This is a genomic window from Streptomyces lushanensis (assembly GCF_001700515.1).
Classification (GTDB): Bacteria; Actinomycetota; Actinomycetes; order Streptomycetales; family Streptomycetaceae; genus Streptomyces; species Streptomyces lushanensis.
Genome location: NZ_MAUD01000110.1, coordinates 1 through 18,797, shown reverse-complemented (window position 1 = coordinate 18,797; position 18,797 = coordinate 1). Strand labels below are relative to the sequence as shown.

Below are 18,797 nucleotides of genomic sequence, written 5' to 3'. Positions count from 1 at the left end.
CTCCGGGGCCGTGACCCTCGGGACGGTGTGACCCTCGGGACGGTGGCGTCCGGTCGTGGGGGAGGGCTCAGAGGCCCATCGACTTGGCGATGATCATCTTCATGACCTCGCTGGTGCCGCCGTAGATACGGTTGACGCGGTTGTCCGCGTACAGCCGGGCTATCGGGTACTCGTTCATGTACCCGTAGCCGCCGTGGAGCTGGAGGCACCTGTCGATGACGCGGTGGGCGACCTCGGTGGTGAAGAGCTTCGCGGACGCGGCCTCGGCGGCGGACAGCTCGCCCAGGTCATGGGCTTCCAGCGCGCGGTCGACGACGGCCTCCGCCGCGTCCACCTCGGCCTTGCAGGCGGCCAGTTCGAACTTGGTGTTCTGGAAGGACGCCACGGACTTGCCGAAGACCGTCCGCTCCTGCACGTACTGCTGCGCGAACCGCACCGCGGCGGCGGCCTGCGCGTACGCGCCGACGGCGATGCCCAGACGCTCCTGGGGCAGATTCTGGCCGAGATAGGAGAAGCCCTTGTTCTCCTCGCCGAGCAGATCCCCGACCGGGACCCTCACATCGCTGAAGGACAGTTCGGCGGTGTCGGAGGTCTTCAGACCCAGCTTGTCGAGCTTGCGGCCGACCGCGTACCCCTCGGAAGCCGTGTCCACGACCAGCAGGGATATGCCGTGCCGCCGGTCCTCGGGGGTCGGCGCGGCGGTACGGGCGCAGACGATGACCCGGTCCGCGTGGACACCGCCGGTGATGAAGGTCTTGGCGCCGTTGAGCACATAGTGCGTACCGTCCTCGGAGAGCCGGGCGGTCGTCTTCATACCGGCCAGATCGGAGCCGGTGCCGGGCTCGGTCATGGCGATGGCGTACATGGTCCGGCCGCTGACGAAGTCCGGCAGCCAGCGCTTCTTCTGCTCGTCGGTGGCGTACGCCTTCAAGTAGGGCAGACAGAGCGCGACATGGACGCCGGAGCCGCCGAAGGAGACACCGGCGCGCGCGGCCTCCTCGGTCATGACCGCCTGGAACTTGAAGGACTCCTCGCCCGCGCCGCCGTACTCCTCCGGCACCTCTATCCCGAAGACACCCAGCTCGCCGAGCTTGTAGTAGAAATCGCGGGGCGCCTGGCCCGCCGCGTACCACTCGTCGTAGACCGGGACGACCTCGGCCTCGACGAAGGCGCGGATGGTCTCGCGGAACGCCTCGTGGTCCTCGTTGTAGACGGTACGGCGCACGGGAAACCTCCTGTGGTTCACGGCCGGTGCTGCGCGGCAGGCCCGGGCACGCGGCAGGGCCGGCCCGGGCTTCGGTTAAGCGCTTGCTCAGGGAAAGTTACCCGGCGGTCAGTCGGGGTGTCCAGGGCTGTGGAAAACGTGGACCGGGTACCCGCGGCCGGCAGCGGCTCGCCACCGAGCGGATTCGGATTCGGATCGGGCATCCCCGACGGCGGCGCCACCGGCGAAATCGGCCGAGTCGGCGGGGCGAGGCGGGGGGCGATGCGGACGAGCCGAAGAGGTCGGGCATGGCCGGTCCATCCGTCGGCGGTGAGTCGAAAACGAGGAAACGTACACTTCAGTGCTGTCTTCCGGCCCCCTGCCGTCATGGGGCACGGACGAGGCGGGACGTGTGGCGTGGCACCGGCGCCTGGCGGGTCGGAAGTCCGAGGGGGCGTCCGAGAGGACCGTCGCTCCGGTGGCGCCGCTCGCCCCGGACCTTGCCGCTCGCCCGAGGCGCCGGCCGGGCAGGGCCCGGTTTTCCACAGGGGCGAGGGCAGGTTTTCCACAGGTTCAGCGGCCTGTCGGGGCGCCGGTCCATTCTTGACGCGGTGACACGGACACCGGCGTGGACGCCGACAGCGCGACAGACCGACCGAAGCAAGGCAGTACGACGTCAGAGCGGTGCGGAGCCGCACGCATCACCCGGAGAGGCCCGACGATGAGCAGCAACGGACAGGTACACCCGGCCACGGCCGACCGCGAGGACGGCCCGCGCGGCCCCGTCGACTCGTCCCGTATCCCGCGGTACGCGGGACCGGCCACATTCGCCCGGCTGCCCCGGCTGGACGAGGTCGGCACCGCCGAGGTCGCCGTCGTCGGCGTGCCTTTCGACAGCGGCGTCTCCTACCGGCCGGGCGCCCGGTTCGGCGGCAACGCGATCCGTGAGGCGTCGCGGCTGCTGCGCCCGTACAACCCGGCCCAGGACGCCTCGCCCTTCGCGCTCGCACAGGTCGCGGACGCGGGGGACATCGCCGCCAACCCGTTCCGTATCGACGAGGCCGTCGAGACCATCGAGGCCGCCGCCGACGAACTGCTCGCCACCGGCGCGCGTCTGATGACTCTCGGCGGCGACCACACCATCGCGCTGCCTCTGCTGCGCTCGGTGGCGAAGAAGCACGGACCGGTCGCTCTGCTCCACTTCGACGCGCACCTCGACACCTGGGACACCTACTTCGGCGCCGCCTACACGCACGGCACGCCGTTCCGCCGGGCCTTCGAGGAGGGCATCCTCGACACGGAGGCGCTCTCCCATGTCGGCACGCGCGGCCCGCTGTACGGGAAGAAGGATCTGGACGACGACGCCAGGATGGGCTTCGGCATCGTCACGTCGGCCGATGTGATGCGCCGTGGTGTGGACGAGGTGGTCGACCAGCTGCGCCGGCGCATAGGGGACCGCCCGCTCTACATCTCCGTCGACATCGATGTGCTCGATCCCGCGCACGCGCCCGGCACCGGCACGCCCGAGGCCGGCGGGCTCACCTCCCGCGAACTGCTGGAGATCGTCCGCGGACTGGCCTCCTGCGATCTGGTCTCGGCGGATGTCGTCGAGGTCGCGCCCGCCTACGACCACGCCGAGATCACCTCCGTCGCCGCCTCCCACACGGCGTACGAACTGACCACGCTCATGGCCCGGGGGATCGCCGAGGCCCGTACGGACAGCGAGCACGCTGGTCCGACCACCGCCGGGACATCCACCGCCCGGACATCGAAGTGACCCATGACCATGATGTGGTGCCGCGTCCCACCGAGGCGCGGACCCAGGCCGCGCTGCTACCCAGGCCGCGCTGCTACCAAGGCCGCGCTGCTCAGGACGGTCGCGCTGACGCGTCTCCGGAGCACGGAGCCGACACGTCTCCGAGCGTGAACACGCTGTGGGCCCGAACACGATTTGGTCTCGGCCAGCAATTGTGTTCGAGCCCATACAACCATTGACCCCTCCCTGTGCATCATGTCTGCGAGCGCGCCGTACGGCCCGCTCGTTGACGCGACAGGGGCAGGGGCGGGACTCACTTCATGACTCACCAGCGAATATCCTGGCGCGCCCAGGGCGCGCTCTCGGTCGCCTTGGCCGCCGGGCTCGTACCGGTTCTCGCGGGAGCGGCGCCGGCCGTGGCCGCGACCCCGGCCGTCAGCTGTACTTCGGGCAAGGCGGGCCTCGCCGCCAAACTGTCCAAGGACATCACGGCGGCGCTCAAGTCCAGGAAGTCCACCACCGCGGTCGCGGTCTACGACCGCACGACCAACTCGCGCTGCACCCTGCGCGCCACGCAGAAGTTCGACTCCGCCAGCGTGGTCAAGGTCACCGTCCTCGCGACCCTGCTCTGGGACGCGAAGAAGAAGAACCGCTATCTGACACAGCGCGAGGTCGATCTCTCCACGGCCATGATCACCAAGTCGGACAACGCGGCCACCAGCACCTTGTGGAAGCAGCTCGGTCTGACCAAGGTCAAGGGCTTCCTCAAGGCCGCGGGGATGACCCAGACCACTCCCGGCGCGAACGGTTCCTGGGGCCTCACCCAGATCACCGCCCGTGACGAGCAGCAGCTCCTGACCCTGGTGACCGCCAAGAACACGGTGCTCAGCGACAACGCCCGCAGCTACATCCTGGACCGGATGCGCCGGGTCGTCTCGTCGCAGCGCTGGGGCGTCCCGGCGGGCGCTCCGGCCTCCGCCACCGTCCAGCTCAAGAACGGCTGGCTCCAGCGGTCCACCCACGGCTGGCGCGTGCACAGCATCGGCGCGTTCACCGGCAAGGGCAACAACTATCTGATCACCGTGCTCACGCACGACAACAAGACCATGAACGACGGCATCAACACCATCCAGGCCGTCGCCCGAGCCGTCCACAAGGATCTCGCCGCCGCGAAGTGACGCCCGGTCTTCGGACCTAGGTCCGAAGACCGGTCTTTGCCGCGCATTGTTGCGGAGGGATGAAATCCGCCGCCGCCCGCGTTGGGCCTTCGGGCAGGTCAGGACGATCGGGAGGCATCAGTGGCGGCGGAGCAGAGCTGGGCACGGCGGCTGGCCGGATACGCGTGGCGTTACCGGCGCAATGTGATCCTGGCGCTCGGTTCGTCGCTGGCCGGTATGGCGGTGATGGCACTCGTCCCGCTGATCATCAAGGTCGTCATCGACGATGTGATCGGGGACGGCCGGCGCTCCCTCCTCGTGTGGACCGGCCTGCTGGTCCTGGCCGCGCTCGCCGTCTACGCGGCCACCTACGTACGGCGCTACTACGGCGGCCGGCTCGCGCTCGACGTCCAGCACGATCTGCGTACGGGCATGTACGACACGATCGCCCGGCTCGACGGGCGGCGTCAGGACAGTCTCTCCACCGGACAGGTCATCGGCCGCGCCACCAGTGACCTCCAGCTGATCCAGGGCCTGCTCTTCATGCTGCCGATGACCATCGGCAACATCCTGCTGTTCCTCATATCCCTGGTGATCATGGCGTGGCTGTCACCGCCGCTGACCCTGGTCGCCCTGGCCGTGGCCCCGGCCGTCTGGTACATCGCCCGCCGCAGCCGGGCCCGGCTGCATCCCGCCACCTGGTACGCCCAGTCACAGGCCGCCGCCGTCGCCGGAGTCGTCGACGGAGCCGTGTCCGGGGTCCGGGTCGTCAAGGGCTTCGGACAGGAGGACCAGGAGACCGGGAAACTCCGCGAGGCGGGCCGCAGGCTCTTCGCCGGACGGCTGCGCACCATCAGGCTCAACGCCCGCTACACCCCGGCGCTCCAGGCCGTTCCCGCGCTCGGGCAGGTCGCGATGCTGGCGCTCGGCGGCTGGCTGGCCACCCGCGGTCAGATCACCCTCGGTACGTTCGTCGCCTTCTCCACCTATCTCGCCCAGCTCGTCGGTCCGGTCAGGATGCTCGCCGTGGTGCTGACCGTCGGCCAGCAGGCACGGGCCGGCGTGGAACGCGTACTGGAGCTGATCGACACCGAGCCGACCCTCCAGGACGGCACCAAGAAACTGCCGCCGGACGCCGTGATCTCCGTCGAGTTCGACGACGTGTCGTTCGCGTACGACGACGGCAGGCCCGTACTCGACGGTTTCTCGCTGGAGATCCGGCCCGGCGAGACGGTCGCGGTCGTCGGCTCCTCCGGCAGCGGCAAGTCCACGCTCTCGCTGCTGCTGCCCCGCTTCTACGACGTGACGCACGGCGCGGTCCTCGTCGGCGGCCATGACGTACGCGAGCTGACTCTCGACTCGCTGCGGGCCGCCATCGGTCTCGTACCGGAGGACAGCTTCCTGTTCTCGGACACCGTCCGCGCCAATGTCGCCTACGGAAAGCCGGACGCCACCGAGGAGGAGATCCTCAAGGCCACGCGCGCCGCCCAGGCCCATGGCTTCATCAGCGAACTGCCCGACGGCTACGACACCACGGTCGGCGAACAGGGCCTCACCCTCTCCGGCGGTCAGCGCCAGCGCATCGCCCTGGCCCGCGCCATCCTCACCGACCCACGGCTGCTCCTTCTCGATGACGCCACCTCCGCCGTCGACGCCCGGGTGGAGCACGAGATCCATGAGGCGCTGCGCGCGGTGATGGCCGGGCGTACGACACTGCTCATCGCCCACCGCCGCTCCACCCTCGGGCTGGCGGACCGTATCGCCGTACTCGACGGCGGGCGCCTCGCCGACATCGGCACCCATGAGGAGCTCCAGGAGCGGTCCGCTCTCTACCGGCGGCTGCTGACCGATCCCGAGGAGCTGGGCGAGGTGTCGCCCGGCCGTCTCCCGGTGGCCGCCGGAGGCCCCGAGGACGTCCCGTCGCCGGAGGAGGCCCGCGCTCTCCAGCGTGAGATCGACGCCGAGTTCGACGCGGAACGGGGAGTCACTCCCGCGCTGTGGATACGGGAGGAGAGGTCCTACACCGTCTCCGACGCGGACGCGCCCGGCGCCACTCCCGAACTGCTCGCCCAGGTGGAGGCGCTGCCTCCGGCCACCGACACCCCGGAGGTCGACGAGGCGCGCGCCGTCGCCGCCGAGGAGTCGTACGGACTGCGCCGGCTGCTGCGCGGCTTCGGACCGCCGCTGCTGATCAGTCTCGCACTCGTCGCCGTCGACGCCGGAATGAGCCTGCTGCTGCCGGTGCTCATCCGGCACGGCATTGACCAGGGCGTCGAGAGGCTCGCGCTCGGCGCGGTGTGGGTCGCCGCTTCGCTGGGGCTGGTGGCCGTACTCGTCCAGTGGGCGGCGCAGATAGGTGAGACACGCAAGACCGGGCGGACCGGTGAACGTGTCCTCTACGCGCTGCGCCTGAAGATCTTCGCGCAGCTCCAGCGGCTCGGACTCGACTACTACGAGCGTGAGCTGACCGGCCGCATCATGACGCGGATGACGACCGATGTGGACGCGCTGTCGACGTTCCTCCAGACCGGTCTGGTGACGGCGTTCGTCTCCGTCGTCACCTTCTTCGGCATCCTGGTCGTGCTGCTGGTGATCGACATACAGCTCGCGCTGGTGGTCTTCGCGACCCTGCCCGTCCTGGTCGTGGGTACCGTCTACTTCCGCCGCAAGAGCGTCCAGGCGTACGAACTGGCCCGTGAGCGCATCAGCACCGTCAACGCCGATCTCCAGGAGTCGGTGTCCGGGCTGCGGATCGTCCAGGCGTTCCGGCGCCAGAAGGACGGCGCCGAGCGTTTCGCCGGGCGCAGCGACCACTACCGCGCGGCCCGGGTGCGCGGCCAGTGGCTGATATCGGTGTACTTCCCGTTCGTCCAGCTCCTGTCGTCGGTGGCAGCCGCGGCCGTGCTGATCGTCGGCGCCGGGCGGGTGGAGGCCGGGACGCTGACGACCGGCGCGCTGGTGGCCTATCTGCTCTACATCGATCTGTTCTTCGCGCCCGTGCAGCAGCTCTCGCAGGTCTTCGACGGCTATCAGCAGGCGACCGTCTCGCTGGGCCGTATCCAGGAGCTGCTGCGGGAGCCGACCTCGACGGCCTCCTCGAAGGCGCCTCTGGACGTGCTGTCGCTGCGCGGCGAGATCGCCTTCGAGGGAGTGGAGTTCACCTACAACGGGCCGGCGTCCGAGAGGCTCGCGTCCGGGGGCAGGCCGGGGGGTGCCGCGGACGCCGCGCTCAGCGGTGTCGATCTGCGGATACCGGCGGGCCAGACCGTCGCCTTCGTCGGCGAGACCGGCGCGGGCAAGTCGACCCTCGTCAAACTCGTCGCGCGGTTCTACGATCCGACCGGCGGCCGGGTCGTCGTGGACGGCACCGATCTGCGGGAGCTGGACCTGACGGCCTATCGTCACCGGCTCGGAGTCGTACCGCAGGAGGCATATCTCTTCGCCGGTACGGTCCGTGACGCCATCGCCTACGGACGTCCCGAGGCGCGCGACGCGGATGTGGAGGCCGCGGCCCGCGCGGTCGGCGCGCACGAGATGATCGCCACGCTGGAGGGCGGTTATCTGCACGAGGTCGCCGAGCGGGGCCGCAATCTCTCGGCGGGGCAGCGCCAGTTGATCGCCCTGGCCCGTGCCGAACTGGTCGATCCGGACATACTGCTGCTCGACGAGGCGACCGCGGCCCTCGATCTGGCCAGCGAGGCCCTGGTCAACCAGGCCACCGACCGGCTGGCGGGCCGCCGCACCACCTTGGTCGTCGCCCATCGGCTGACCACCGCGGCGCGCGCGGACCGGGTGGTCGTGATGGACCACGGCCGGGTCGTGGAGGACGGCACACATGAGCAACTGCTCGCGCTGGAGGGCCGGTACGCGAAGCTGTGGCGGAGCTTCCTCGGCGAGGAGGAACCCGCCGCGGTGGTCTGAGAGCGGTGGCCCGGCCCGGGGGTGGCCGTCCGAGGGCGATGGTCCGAGGGCGGCCGTCTGAGGACGGTGGCACGGGGGCGGTGGTTCGGGAGTGGCCGTCCGAGGGTGGTCGCCCGGGCCGTCGTGGTGCGTGCGAGCCCCGGGAAGTCTCCGCCTCGGCCGGCTCCCCGCCCCGGCCCGGCCGAGCGGAATCTCTGCCGGGACGGCACTGGCGAGTCGGGCGTTCACCCGGCTAGGTTCACGGCGTCTGTCATGAACACAGGGAGTGTGAATGCGCAAGGCGCTGAGATGGCTGTTGTCGCTCGTGCTGATCATAGGCACGGTGGCCACGGCCGGTGCGGCCACCGCCGCCGATCGGGGTGCGGACCACCAAGCCGCCACCGACACCACCGACATCAAGGACCGGGTCCTCGCCATCCCGGGGATGAGTCTGATTCAGGAGAAGCCGTACGCGGGGTACCGCTACTTCGTTCTCAACTACACCCAGCCGGTAGACCACCGTCATCCGTCCAAGGGCACCTTCCAGCAGCGTGTCACCCTGCTGCACAAGGACACCAGCCGGCCGACGGTCTTCTTCACCGGCGGCTACAACGTCTCCACCAACCCGAGCCGCAGTGAGCCGACACGGATCATCGACGGCAACCAGGTCTCGATGGAGTACCGCTTCTTCACGCCGTCCCGTCCGCAGCCGGCCGACTGGTCGAAGCTGGACATCTGGCAGGCCGCCAGTGACCAGCACCGGATCTTCTCGGCGTTCAAGAAGATCTATCCCAAGAAGTGGCTCTCCACGGGCGGGTCCAAGGGCGGTATGACCGCCACCTACTTCGAGCGCTTCTACCCGCGTGACATGGACGGCGTGGTCGCGTATGTCGCGCCCAACGACGTGGTGAACAAGGAGGACTCGGCCTACGACCGGTTCTTCGAGCGGGTCGGCACCAAGGAGTGCCGCGACAAGCTCAACGCCGTGCAGCGCGAGGCGCTGGTCCGGCGCGAGCCGCTGGAGAAGACGTACCGGGAGTGGGCGGACGCCACCGGCTCCACCTTCACCACCGTCGGCACGCTGGACAAGGCGTACGAGGCCGTGGTGCTCGACTTCGTCTGGGCGTTCTGGCAGTACAGCCTGCTCTCCGACTGCGAGTTCATCCCGGTCGCGGCCACCGCGTCCGACCAGGAGATCTACGACACCATCGACTCGATCTCCGGCTTCTCCGCCTACACGGACCAGGGCCTGGAGACCTACGCGCCGTACTACTACCAGGCGGGCACCCAGCTCGGTTCGCCCGACATCAAGCAGCCGCATCTGGGCAAGCTGAGCCGTTACGGCTACCAGCCGCCGCGGAACTTCGTACCGCGTTCCATCCCGATGAGGTTCGACCCGTCCACGATGCCGGACGTCGACTCCTGGGTCCGTCACCACGCGAACCAGATGCTGTTCGTGTACGGGCAGAACGACCCGTGGGGTGCGGAGCCCTTCCGCCTCGGCCATGGCACGCGTGACAGCTACGTGTATGTCGCGCCGGGCGCCAACCACGGTGCCAATGTCGCCGCTCTCGTCCCGGACGAGCAGGCGAAGGCCACGGCCAGGATCCTGGCCTGGGCGGACGTCGCTCCGGCCGCCGTCCAGCAGGACACGGCGAAGGCGAAGCCGCTGGCGCCGTTCGACGCCAAGCTCGACCGGCAGAAGGTCGAGCGGGAGCACACTCTGAGGCCGTAACGCCTCGGCCGTAGGGCTGTTCGGCCCTCGAACCGTGCCCGCCGTTTCTTGGTCCCCCGGACCCGAGGACGGCGGGCACGGTCGTGCTCCGACCGCGTGCGCCCGACCCGACAGGACCCAGGCCCTGTCCGGTCGGTCTTCGTGGGCCCGCAACGCCCGGCACGGCACCTCGCGGCGTTGTCGGAGTCTCCCGAGTACGGCCGGGCCGTCGACGACGCCGATCCTCCGCCTTGCCATGCACCGCACCGGACGCCCCGGGCTGATCCACGAAGATCGACCGGACAGGACCTAGTAGGCCAGACCATGACCGATCGGATAGAGCACCCGTGTCGGATCGTCCGCGCGCTGCACCGGTACGGGCAGTACGCCCCGGGGTCTGACCCGGCCCGCGATCACCCGCGCCGCCGCCCGTACTTCGACATCCGTCCAGGAGTACGCGGCGAGGGACGCCCTGACGCCGGACAGCCGCGCGATGTCGTACGGATTGCGGATGGCGACCGTGACGACCGGCACGCCGGTCGCGGTGAGCGCATCGACCAGGGTCCGCTGCGAACTGGTCGCCGAGACGTTGTACGTGGCCACGATCACCGTGTCCTTGCCCCGCGCGCCCGCCACCGCGGCCTCGATCTGCGCCGCGCTCGGAGCCGTACCGGTGGACAGGGCCGTGGCGGTGAAGCCCAGCTCGGTCAGGGCCGTGGCGAGTACGGTGGTCGGCGGGCCCGTCGTCCCGGACGGCGAGGCCGGATCGGCGCCGACGACCAGCAGATTCCGCTGCTTGCGCCGGTTCAGCGGCAGCAGCCTGTTCTCGTTGACGAGCAGCGTGGTGGTCCGCTCGGCGATCCGGTCGGCCGTGGCGAGATGGGCCCGGGTGCCGACCGTACGGTCCAGATTCCGCAGCGGGACGGCGGCGTCGCCGCTGAACAGGCCCAGCCGCTCCTTGAGTTCGAGGATGCGCAGGACGGACTCCTCGACGCGTGCCTGACTGATCTCGCCGCTCTTCACCGCCGCCAGGACCGCGTTCCAGGCGATCCGCAGATTCGGCGGATTGAGCAACTGGTCCACGCCCGCCTTCAGCGCGAGCACGGGCACCCGGTCGTCGCCGTACTTCTGCCGTACGCCCTCCATGCCGAGCGCGTCGGTGATCACCACGCCGTCGTAACCGAGCTCTTCCCGCAGTACGCCGGTGACGATGGGACGGGAGAGCGTCGCCGGGTCCTCGCTCGGGTCCAGCGCGGGGACGACGATGTGCGCCGTCATGATCGAGGTGACACCGGCGGCGATCGCGGCCCGGAACGGCGGTGCGTCCAGTTCGCCCCACTGCTCACGGGTGTGGTGGATGGTGGGGAGCGCGTAGTGGCTGTCGTCCTTGGTGTCGCCGTGGCCGGGAAAGTGCTTGGCCGCGGTGGCGATCCCGGCGTTCTGGTAGCCCGTCACCTGCGCGGCGACCATACCGGCCACGGCCTGCGGATCGGCGCCGAAGGACCGTACGCCGATGACCGGGTTGGCCGGGTTGACATTGACGTCCGCGTCCGGAGCGTAGTTCTGGTTGATGCCCATGGCGGCCAGCTCCACGCCCGCGATCCTGGCGGCCTCACGGGCGTCGGCCCGCGAACGCGACGCACCGAGTGCCATCGCCCCCGGCAGCAGCGTGGCCGGCTTGCCCACCCGGGCGACGATGCCGTGCTCCTGGTCGGTGGAGATCAGCAGAGGGACCGGGGTGTCCTGAGCCAGGCCCGCCTTCTGGATGCCGTTGGAGAGCTCGGCGATCTGGCGGGGATCACGGGTGTTGTGCGCCCAGGCGAAGTAGATGATGCCGCCGACGTGGTACGTCGAGATCAGCTCCGCGGCGGTACGGACCCCGATCTCGGCGAGGTTGGCGTCGATGTCGGCCTGGTCGGGAGCGGTGGCGGAGTGCCCGTACACCCGCATGACGAAGAGCTGGCCGACCTTCTGCTCCAGACTCATCCGTGAGATGAGCCGGCGGAGCCGGTCGCGACGGTGGGGAGCGAGGGGGGCGAGATGCGTGGGAGCGGCCACCACGGGGGCGGCCGAGGTGGCAACGGCTGCCGCCGCTACGGCGGTTGCGGTGAGGAGAGCGCGTCTGGAGATGGTCCGGTCGTGCACTGGTGCTCCTTCCGGCTGTGCGCTGCGAGGGGGGTGAAGGAAACTTCCAAAGAACCACGCTTATCCGGAAAGTAACTGCCAGTCAAGGGCTCTCCCGTGGCGGCGCTTCCATGGGAGTTTCCGGACCTTCGGAACCTCCGGCCCATACCGCTCGTCTTACTGATGTGCGCCGGTGAGTCTCCGCAGCGCGGTGTCGGCCCTCGCTGCTGGCTGCGATCGCTGACTCCCCTCTCCAGCCGCCTGCGGCCGGCAGCACACCGCCACCGGTGCGCCCCCCTTTGTCTGCGCCGGTGGCGGGCCTCTCCTCCGCCTCCGAACCGCCCCCCGACCCGGAAGCGGCACCGACCGGCGAAGGCGGGCCGGACCGGGCCGGAGCGGGCCGGGCCGGATCGGAACGCGCCGGATCGGAACACGCCGGGCCGGAACAGCTAGGGATCAGGGGACGGACGGGCCCTGGAGACCCGCCAGATACTCCCGCCCCGCCACCAGCAGCCCCGGCAGCTCGGCCGCCTCCGGATACCAGCGCTTCTCGTACTCCCAGCACACCCAGCAGTCGTCATCGAGCAGAGCCAGACACTCGCCCAGCGGCAGCACCCCCGCACCCAGCGCCAGTGGTGTCATGTCCTCCGCCGAGGCGATGTCCTTCACCTGCGCATAGCCCAGATAGGGCCCCAGCGCCGCATGCGTGGCGACGGGCTCCTCGCCGCCCAGCCAGGTGTGCATCACATCCCAGAGCGCTCCCACCCGCGGGTGTCCCACCGGCCCCAGCACCCGTGCCGCGTCCGCTCCCGTCCGGTGCGAGTCATGCGTCTCCAGCAGGATCCGTACGCCGAAGTCCGCAGCGAGCTCCGCCGCCGAGGCCAGTCGGCGCGCGGCCGTGGCGTCGGCCTCGGCCGGATCCTGGTCGCCGCCGCCCGGGAAGACCCGGATGAACGAGGCGCCCAGATCCCGTGCCAGCCGGAGCAGTTCGTCCAACTCCCGGCGCAGCCGGTCCTCGTCGGCCGCCGCGCTCGCCACCCGTGTGTATCCCGCGACCGTCAGGATCTCGGTGCCCGCGCGCTTGAACTCGTCCACCACCGCGGCCCGTTCGCGTGCCCCGATCCCCGGGTGCACCGGCTCCTCCGGGTGGGCCCGCAGCTCCACCCCCTGATAGCCGGTGGAGGAGGCGAGTGCGACGACCTCGGGTATGGACAGCCCCGGCACCCCGAGGGTCGAGAAGGCGAGCTTCATGGGCCTGTTCCTTTCCGCTGTCCTTCCATGGATATGAACGCTTCTTCCCGGAGCGGCAGACGCCAGTCCTGGCCGACCAGGTCCGCTCCGTAGGAGTGATGAGGTTTCTCGGCGACGAGAGTGAATCCCGCGCGCTGATAGAGGCCTCGCGCGGCGGTCAGGACGTCATTGGTCCACAGCGTCAGCTCCCGGTACCCCGCCGCACGCGCGAACTCCACCACCGTCCCGACCAGCCGCTCCCCGAGACCGTGTCCCCGGGCCCCCGGTTCGACCAGCAGCAGGCGCAGCCGCGCGGTGTGCGGCTCGTCGTCCCGTGCCTCCGGCCCGTCGTCCCTCACGCACATCACCGAACCCACCGGACCCCCGTCCAGCTCGGCGATCCAGGCCCGCTCCAGACGAGGATCGTGCTCCCGCGCGAAGGCCGCCACGATTTCGGCGACAAGGCCCTCGAACTCGGTGTTCCAGCCGTACTCCGCCGCGTACAGCGCGCCGTGGCGCTGCACGATCCAGCCCAGCTCGCCGGGGACCGGATCGCGCAGGACCGGTCCGTCCCGGTGCGCGGGGCCGGGACGCCCGGCGCCGAGGATGTCCCGCACCGTCCGCAGCGCGTCCGTGAGCTGTGGCCGCCGCTCGGGCTCGACCCGTGAGAGCAGCGAGCCCACGGCCTCCCGCGACCGCTCGTCGAGCAGTGCCGCGGCCTCGCGCCCTCGCGCTGTCAGCGTTATCCGCCGGCGCCGTGAGTCCTGCTCGGACGGCGCGCGACCGACCAGCCCGTCCCGCTCGAACTTGGTCAGCAGCCTGCTCAGATATCCGGCGTCCAGGGACAGCTCGGCCCGCAGATCGGCGGCGTCCGTGCGCGACGCGTGGGCCAGCTCGTACAGCACCCGCGACTCGGTGAGCGTGAACGGCGTGTAGAGGTGCTTGCTGTAGTCGAGCGCCCCGATGAGGTTCGTGTAGAAGCGGTTGAACGCGCGGATTTCCTGGACGACCATGATCCACCCCCGGACTTCCCGGCCTTTTCTTTGACTGAGTCAACGTTAAGCTCGGCCGTCGACGGCTGACAAGGATCAATCCGCCCTCTGGCGACCATCCGCCAACCGGCCCCCACGCCGTGGCTGCGGCCTCAGTCCCGCCGCGGCGGCGCGGTCGACGCCCGCGCCATCAGCTCCGCCGCGATCGTGGCGATCCCGCCGGGCGGCGGCGCCTCCGTCCCCATCGCCAGTCGTCCCGCCCGCGCTCCCGCCTCGTACAGCGGCAGCCGCACGGTCGTCAGCGCGGGCACCGCGTCCACCGCGAACGGCAGATCGTCGAAGCCCGCCACCGATACGTCCTGCGGAATGCGCAACCCCTGCTCGCGCACCGCCGCGCATGCCCCCAGCGCCACCGTGTCATTGGCCGCGACCACGGCCGTCAGATCCGGCGCGCGACGCAGCAGCTCCAGCGTCGCCTCGTATCCGGAGCGGCGGGTGTACGGGCCGTGCACCGTCAGCGATTCCCGTTCCTCGGCCGCCCCTCCTGCCCGCCATTCCTCGCTCAGCCCCGCCGCCGCCATCGCCGCCCAGTGGCCCTCCAGCCGGTGCCGGGTCGTCGTGCGCTCCAAGGGCCCCGCGACATAGCCGACGCGGCGGTGTCCCAGCGCCAGCAGATGCTCCGTCAGCCGCCGCCCGCCGCCACGGTTGTCGAAGGCCAGCGCCGCCACGATCGCGTCGCTCTCCGGCAGCGGCGGACGCCCGCACAGCACCACCCGGGTCCCCGCGTCGGCGAGTCTCGCCAGCTTCGCGGTCATCGCGGCGGTGTGCCGAGGATCTTCGAGCGCCCCGCCGGTGAGAATGACCGCCGCGGCCCGCTGGCGCTGGAGCAGGGTCAGATAGGTCAGCTCGCGTTCGGGTGAGCCGCCCGTGTTGCAGACGATGGCGAGTTTCTCGCCGCCCGCCCTGCCGGTGCCCTCCTGGCCGCCGATCTCGGTCTGGGCCGCGCCGGCCATGATCCCGAAGAACGGGTCGGCGATGTCGTTCACCAGGATGCCGACGAGGTCCGAGGTGGCCGCGGCGAGCGAACTGGCGGGCCCGTTCAGCACGTAGTCCAGCTCGTCAACCGCCCGCAGCACCCGCTCGCGGGTGGCGGCGGCGACCGGATAGTTGCCGTTCAGCACGCGGGAGACGGTGGCGGGCGACACCCGGGCGCGGGCCGCCACATCCGCCAGGGTGACTGTCATCGCTTCCTCCGAAGGGGACGAGAGGGATCTCCGGAAGAGCGCGCGGGAGATCGCGGGAGAGATCGGGGCGGGCTCTTGTACCGGCCGCTGTCGCAGGCTAGCTTTCTACCTCATAGAAAGCGCTTGCTGCGGCCGTATGGAGGGAACTTCGTGACACGCAGGACAGTGCGGATCGCCATGAACGGCGTCACGGGGCGCATGGGATACCGGCAGCATCTGCTGCGCTCTCTGCTCGCGATCCGCGAGGAGGGCGGGCTGGACCTCGGGGCCGGCGACGTACTGTGGCCCGAGCCCGTCCTCGTCGGCCGCCGCGAACACGCCGTCAAGGCGATCGCCGAGCGGCACGGCCTCACCGAGTGGTCCACCGATCTCGACACGGTTCTGGCGGACGGCACGGTCGACGTCTACTTCGACGCCCAGGTCACCTCCGCCCGTGTCGAAGCCCTCAAGAAGGCGATCGCGGCGGGCAAGCACGTCTATACGGAGAAGCCGACCGCGACGGACCTCGGCGACGCGCTCGAACTGGCCCGGCTCGCCAGGAGCGCCGGCATCAAGCACGGCGTCGTCCAGGACAAGATCTTCCTGCCCGGTCTGCTCAAGCTGAAGCGCCTCGTCGAAGGAGGTTTCTTCGGCGAGATCCTCTCCGTCAGAGGCGAGTTCGGCTACTGGGTCTTCGAGGGCGACTGGCAGCAGCCCCAGCGTCCCTCCTGGAACTACCGGGCCGAGGACGGCGGTGGCATCACCGTCGACATGTTCCCGCACTGGGACTACGTCCTGCACGAGCTGTTCGGGCGGGTCACCGGCGTCCAGGCGCTCATCACCACCCATATCGCGCGGCGCTGGGACGAGCAGGGCAAGCCGTACGAGGCGACCGCGGACGACGCGGCGTACGGCATCTTCGAACTGGACGGCGGCGCGGTCGCCCAGATCAATTCCTCCTGGACGGTCCGGGTCAACCGCGACGAACTGGTCGAGTTCCAGGTCGACGGCACACACGGCTCGGCCGTCGCGGGACTGCGCGGCTGCCGGATCCAGCACCGCGCGGGCACGCCCAAGCCCGTCTGGAACCCCGATCTGCCCGCCACCGAGTCGTTCCGCGACCAGTGGCAGGAAGTCCCGGACAACGACGAGTTCGCGAACGGTTTCAGGGCACAGTGGGAGCTGTTCCTGCGCCATGTGGCACTGGACGAGCCCTTCCCCTGGGATCTGCTCGCGGGCGCGCGCGGCGTGCAACTCGCCGAGCTGGGCCTGCGCTCCGCCGCGGAGGGCCGCCGTTTCGAGGTGCCGGAGCTGACGCTGTGACCCTTCGGCTGCCCTCCGCCGAGGGCGGGACGCATATCTACACACCGCGCTCCGAGCCCGCCCGTTTCACCGCGGGAGGGCCGCCGCTCGCCTCCCGCAGGGTCTTCGCCGCGGCCCATGTCGTCGCCGATCCGTACGCCGACACCAGCCCCGACGGGCCGGCCGCCGTCGACTGGGACGCCACGCTCGCCTTCCGCCGCCATCTGTGGTCGCACGGTCTGGCGGTCGCCGAGGCCATGGACACCGCGCAGCGCGGCATGGGCCTGGACTGGACCGGCGCCGCCGAGCTGATCCGCCGCTCCGCCGCCGAGGCGAAGGCGGTCGGCGGCCGGATCGCCTGCGGAGTGGGCACCGACCAGCTGGCCCCGGGAGCCGCCTCCCTGGACGATGTGCGCAGGGCGTACGAGGAGCAGCTCGCGTTCGTCGAGGAGACCGGCGCCCGGGCGATCCTGATGGCCTCCCGCGCCCTCGCCGCCGCCGCGAAGGCTCCTGACGACTATCTCGGTGTCTACGCCCACCTCCTGAGGGAGGCGGCGGAACCGGTCGTACTGCACTGGCTCGGCCCGATGTTCGATCCCGCCCTCCAGGGCTACTGGGGCAGCACGGACCTCGACGCGGCCACCGAGACCTTCCTCCAGGTCATCGCCGAGCATCCGGACAAGATCGACGGGGTCAAGATCTCGCTGCTGGACGCCGGACGTGAGACCGAGCTGCGCCGTCGGCTGCCGGCGGGCGTGCGCTGCTACACGGGCGACGACTTCCACTATCCGGAGCTGATCGCGGGCGACGAGCAGGGTTTCAGCCACGCGCTGCTCGGTGTCTTCGATCCGCTGGGACCGCTGGCGGCGGAAGCCGTCCGCGTCCTGGACACGGGTGACACCAAGGGCTTCAGGGAACTCCTCGATCCCACGGTCGAACTGGCCCGTCATCTCTTCCGGTCACCCACGCGCTTCTACAAGACGGGTGTGGTGCTCCTCGCCTGGCTGGCCGGTCATCAGGACCACTTCACCATGGTCGGCGGCCTCCAGTCGGCCCGCTCGCTGCCGCACCTCGCACGCGCCTACGAACTGGCCGACGGGCTCGGCCTGTTCCCGGATCCCGCGCGCGCCGAGGCCCGGATGGGGTCGCTGCTGAGCGTGTACGGAGTACACCCGTGACCGTCCCGTCGTACGGCGATCTGAGCCGCTTCAGCGTCAACCAGATGACGGTCAGACAACTCACCCTGCCCGAGCTGACGGACGCCTGTGTACGGCTCGGCGTGCCGGCCCTCGGCCTGTGGCGCGAACCGGTCCAGGCGTACGGAGTCGAGGCCGCGGCCAAGCTCGTACGGGAGGCCGGACTCGCCGTCACCACGCTCTGCCGCGGCGGCTTCCTCACCGCGATCGAACCGGCCCGGCGCGCCGAGGCGCTGGCCGACAACCGCGCGGCGATCGACGAGGCCGCCGTCCTGGGCACCGACACCCTCGTCCTGGTCTCCGGAGGGCTGCCGGCGGGGAGCAGAGACCTGTACGCGGCGCGCGAGCGGATCGCCGACGCGCTGGCCGAGCTGGCGCCGTACGCGGCGGAGCGGCGCGTACGGCTCGCGATCGAGCCGCTGCACCCGATGTTCGCGGCCGACCGCTGCGTGGTCTCCACCCTCGACCAGGCCCTCGAACTGGCCGAGCGCTTTCCGGCCGGACAGGTCGGGGTGGTCGTGGACACGTACCACGTCTGGTGGGACGACCGGGCGCCCGCGGCCGTCGCCCGCGCGGGCGAACGGATCTTCTCCTTCCAGCTCGCCGACTGGACGACACCGCTCCCGGCGGGGGTACTGAACGGCCGCGGCCAGCTCGGCGACGGAGCGGTCGACCTGCGCGGCTGGCGCGAACGGGTCGACGCGGCGGGCTACTCGGGCCCGGTCGAGGTGGAGCTCTTCAACGACGGACTGTGGGCGCGGGACGGGGTGGAGGTGCTGGTCGAGGTGGTCGACCGGTACGTCCGGCACGCGCGGTGAAAATCACTCTTCGAATCCGTGCAACCCTTCCCGGGTGACGTGAGTCGTATTCGTCAACAGGGCCTTCGGGGAGGGATCCGGGGGGATCGGAAGGCTCTGCTGGAGGGGGAGCGTGTGGGGCCCGGTCGCAGGACCGGGCCCCTTGTGGCGCCGGAGCGGGCCGACGGCCGTACGGACCGAC

At 70.5% G+C, this 18,797-nt stretch carries 12 protein-coding genes; 7 read left to right on the top strand and 5 right to left on the bottom strand.

Annotation, left to right across the window (positions count from 1 at the left end; translation table 11 throughout):
- Positions 1-67: 67 nt before the first annotated feature.
- Positions 68-1,225: an acyl-CoA dehydrogenase family protein gene (locus tag BFF77_RS10400; RefSeq protein ID WP_066946769.1), complete on the bottom strand. Its 1,158-nt coding sequence runs from the start codon at positions 1,223-1,225 to the stop codon at positions 68-70.
- A 700-nt stretch (positions 1,226-1,925) separates the two neighbouring features.
- On the opposite strand from BFF77_RS10400, the gene speB reads away from it, so the two are divergent.
- From speB to BFF77_RS10380, 4 genes are all read left to right on the top strand, one after another.
- The gene (speB, locus tag BFF77_RS10395; protein WP_066946766.1) at positions 1,926-2,981 is read left to right on the top strand and encodes an agmatinase; all 1,056 of its coding nucleotides are present in this window, start codon (positions 1,926-1,928) and stop codon (positions 2,979-2,981) included.
- A gap of 299 nt (positions 2,982-3,280) precedes the next feature.
- Positions 3,281-4,138 carry a serine hydrolase gene (locus BFF77_RS10390; RefSeq protein ID WP_066946763.1) on the top strand — a complete coding sequence of 286 codons (858 nt, stop codon included), beginning with the start codon at positions 3,281-3,283 and terminating at the stop codon, positions 4,136-4,138.
- A 120-nt stretch (positions 4,139-4,258) separates the two neighbouring features.
- On the top strand, positions 4,259-8,038 hold the full coding sequence (locus BFF77_RS10385) for an ABC transporter ATP-binding protein (RefSeq protein WP_107422134.1): 3,780 nt from the start codon (positions 4,259-4,261) through the stop codon (positions 8,036-8,038).
- Positions 8,039-8,309: 271 nt separating this feature from the next.
- Complete coding sequence (locus tag BFF77_RS10380; RefSeq protein ID WP_066946760.1) at positions 8,310-9,752, top strand: S28 family serine protease; 1,443 nt, start codon at positions 8,310-8,312, stop codon at positions 9,750-9,752.
- 288 nt (positions 9,753-10,040) lie between these two features.
- Here BFF77_RS10380 and BFF77_RS10375 read toward each other — a convergent pair whose 3' ends face one another.
- From BFF77_RS10375 to BFF77_RS10360, 4 genes are all read right to left on the bottom strand, one after another.
- Positions 10,041-11,876, bottom strand: coding sequence for a glycoside hydrolase family 3 protein (locus BFF77_RS10375; protein ID WP_066946757.1), 1,836 nt, complete (start codon positions 11,874-11,876; stop codon positions 10,041-10,043).
- A gap of 435 nt (positions 11,877-12,311) precedes the next feature.
- Positions 12,312-13,106: a sugar phosphate isomerase/epimerase family protein gene (locus BFF77_RS10370; protein ID WP_066946755.1), complete on the bottom strand. Its 795-nt coding sequence runs from the start codon at positions 13,104-13,106 to the stop codon at positions 12,312-12,314.
- Positions 13,103-14,098, bottom strand: a complete 996-nt coding sequence (locus tag BFF77_RS10365; protein WP_066946753.1) for a bifunctional helix-turn-helix transcriptional regulator/GNAT family N-acetyltransferase — start codon at positions 14,096-14,098, stop codon at positions 13,103-13,105. The genes BFF77_RS10370 and BFF77_RS10365 overlap by 4 nt, the downstream gene beginning before the upstream one ends.
- A gap of 131 nt (positions 14,099-14,229) precedes the next feature.
- The gene (locus tag BFF77_RS10360; RefSeq protein ID WP_066946751.1) at positions 14,230-15,321 is read right to left on the bottom strand and encodes a LacI family DNA-binding transcriptional regulator; all 1,092 of its coding nucleotides are present in this window, start codon (positions 15,319-15,321) and stop codon (positions 14,230-14,232) included.
- Positions 15,322-15,471: 150 nt separating this feature from the next.
- On the opposite strand from BFF77_RS10360, the gene BFF77_RS10355 reads away from it, so the two are divergent.
- From BFF77_RS10355 to BFF77_RS10345, 3 genes are read left to right on the top strand one after another with little or no spacing between them, the layout of a single operon-like run.
- The gene (locus BFF77_RS10355) at positions 15,472-16,623 is read left to right on the top strand and encodes a Gfo/Idh/MocA family protein (RefSeq protein WP_066946748.1); all 1,152 of its coding nucleotides are present in this window, start codon (positions 15,472-15,474) and stop codon (positions 16,621-16,623) included.
- The gene (locus BFF77_RS10350) at positions 16,620-17,780 is read left to right on the top strand and encodes a dihydrodipicolinate synthase family protein (RefSeq protein WP_066946745.1); all 1,161 of its coding nucleotides are present in this window, start codon (positions 16,620-16,622) and stop codon (positions 17,778-17,780) included. The genes BFF77_RS10355 and BFF77_RS10350 overlap by 4 nt, the downstream gene beginning before the upstream one ends.
- Positions 17,781-17,824: 44 nt before the next feature.
- Positions 17,825-18,616, top strand: coding sequence for a sugar phosphate isomerase/epimerase family protein (locus BFF77_RS10345; protein ID WP_066946794.1), 792 nt, complete (start codon positions 17,825-17,827; stop codon positions 18,614-18,616).
- Positions 18,617-18,797: the final 181 nt, after the last annotated feature.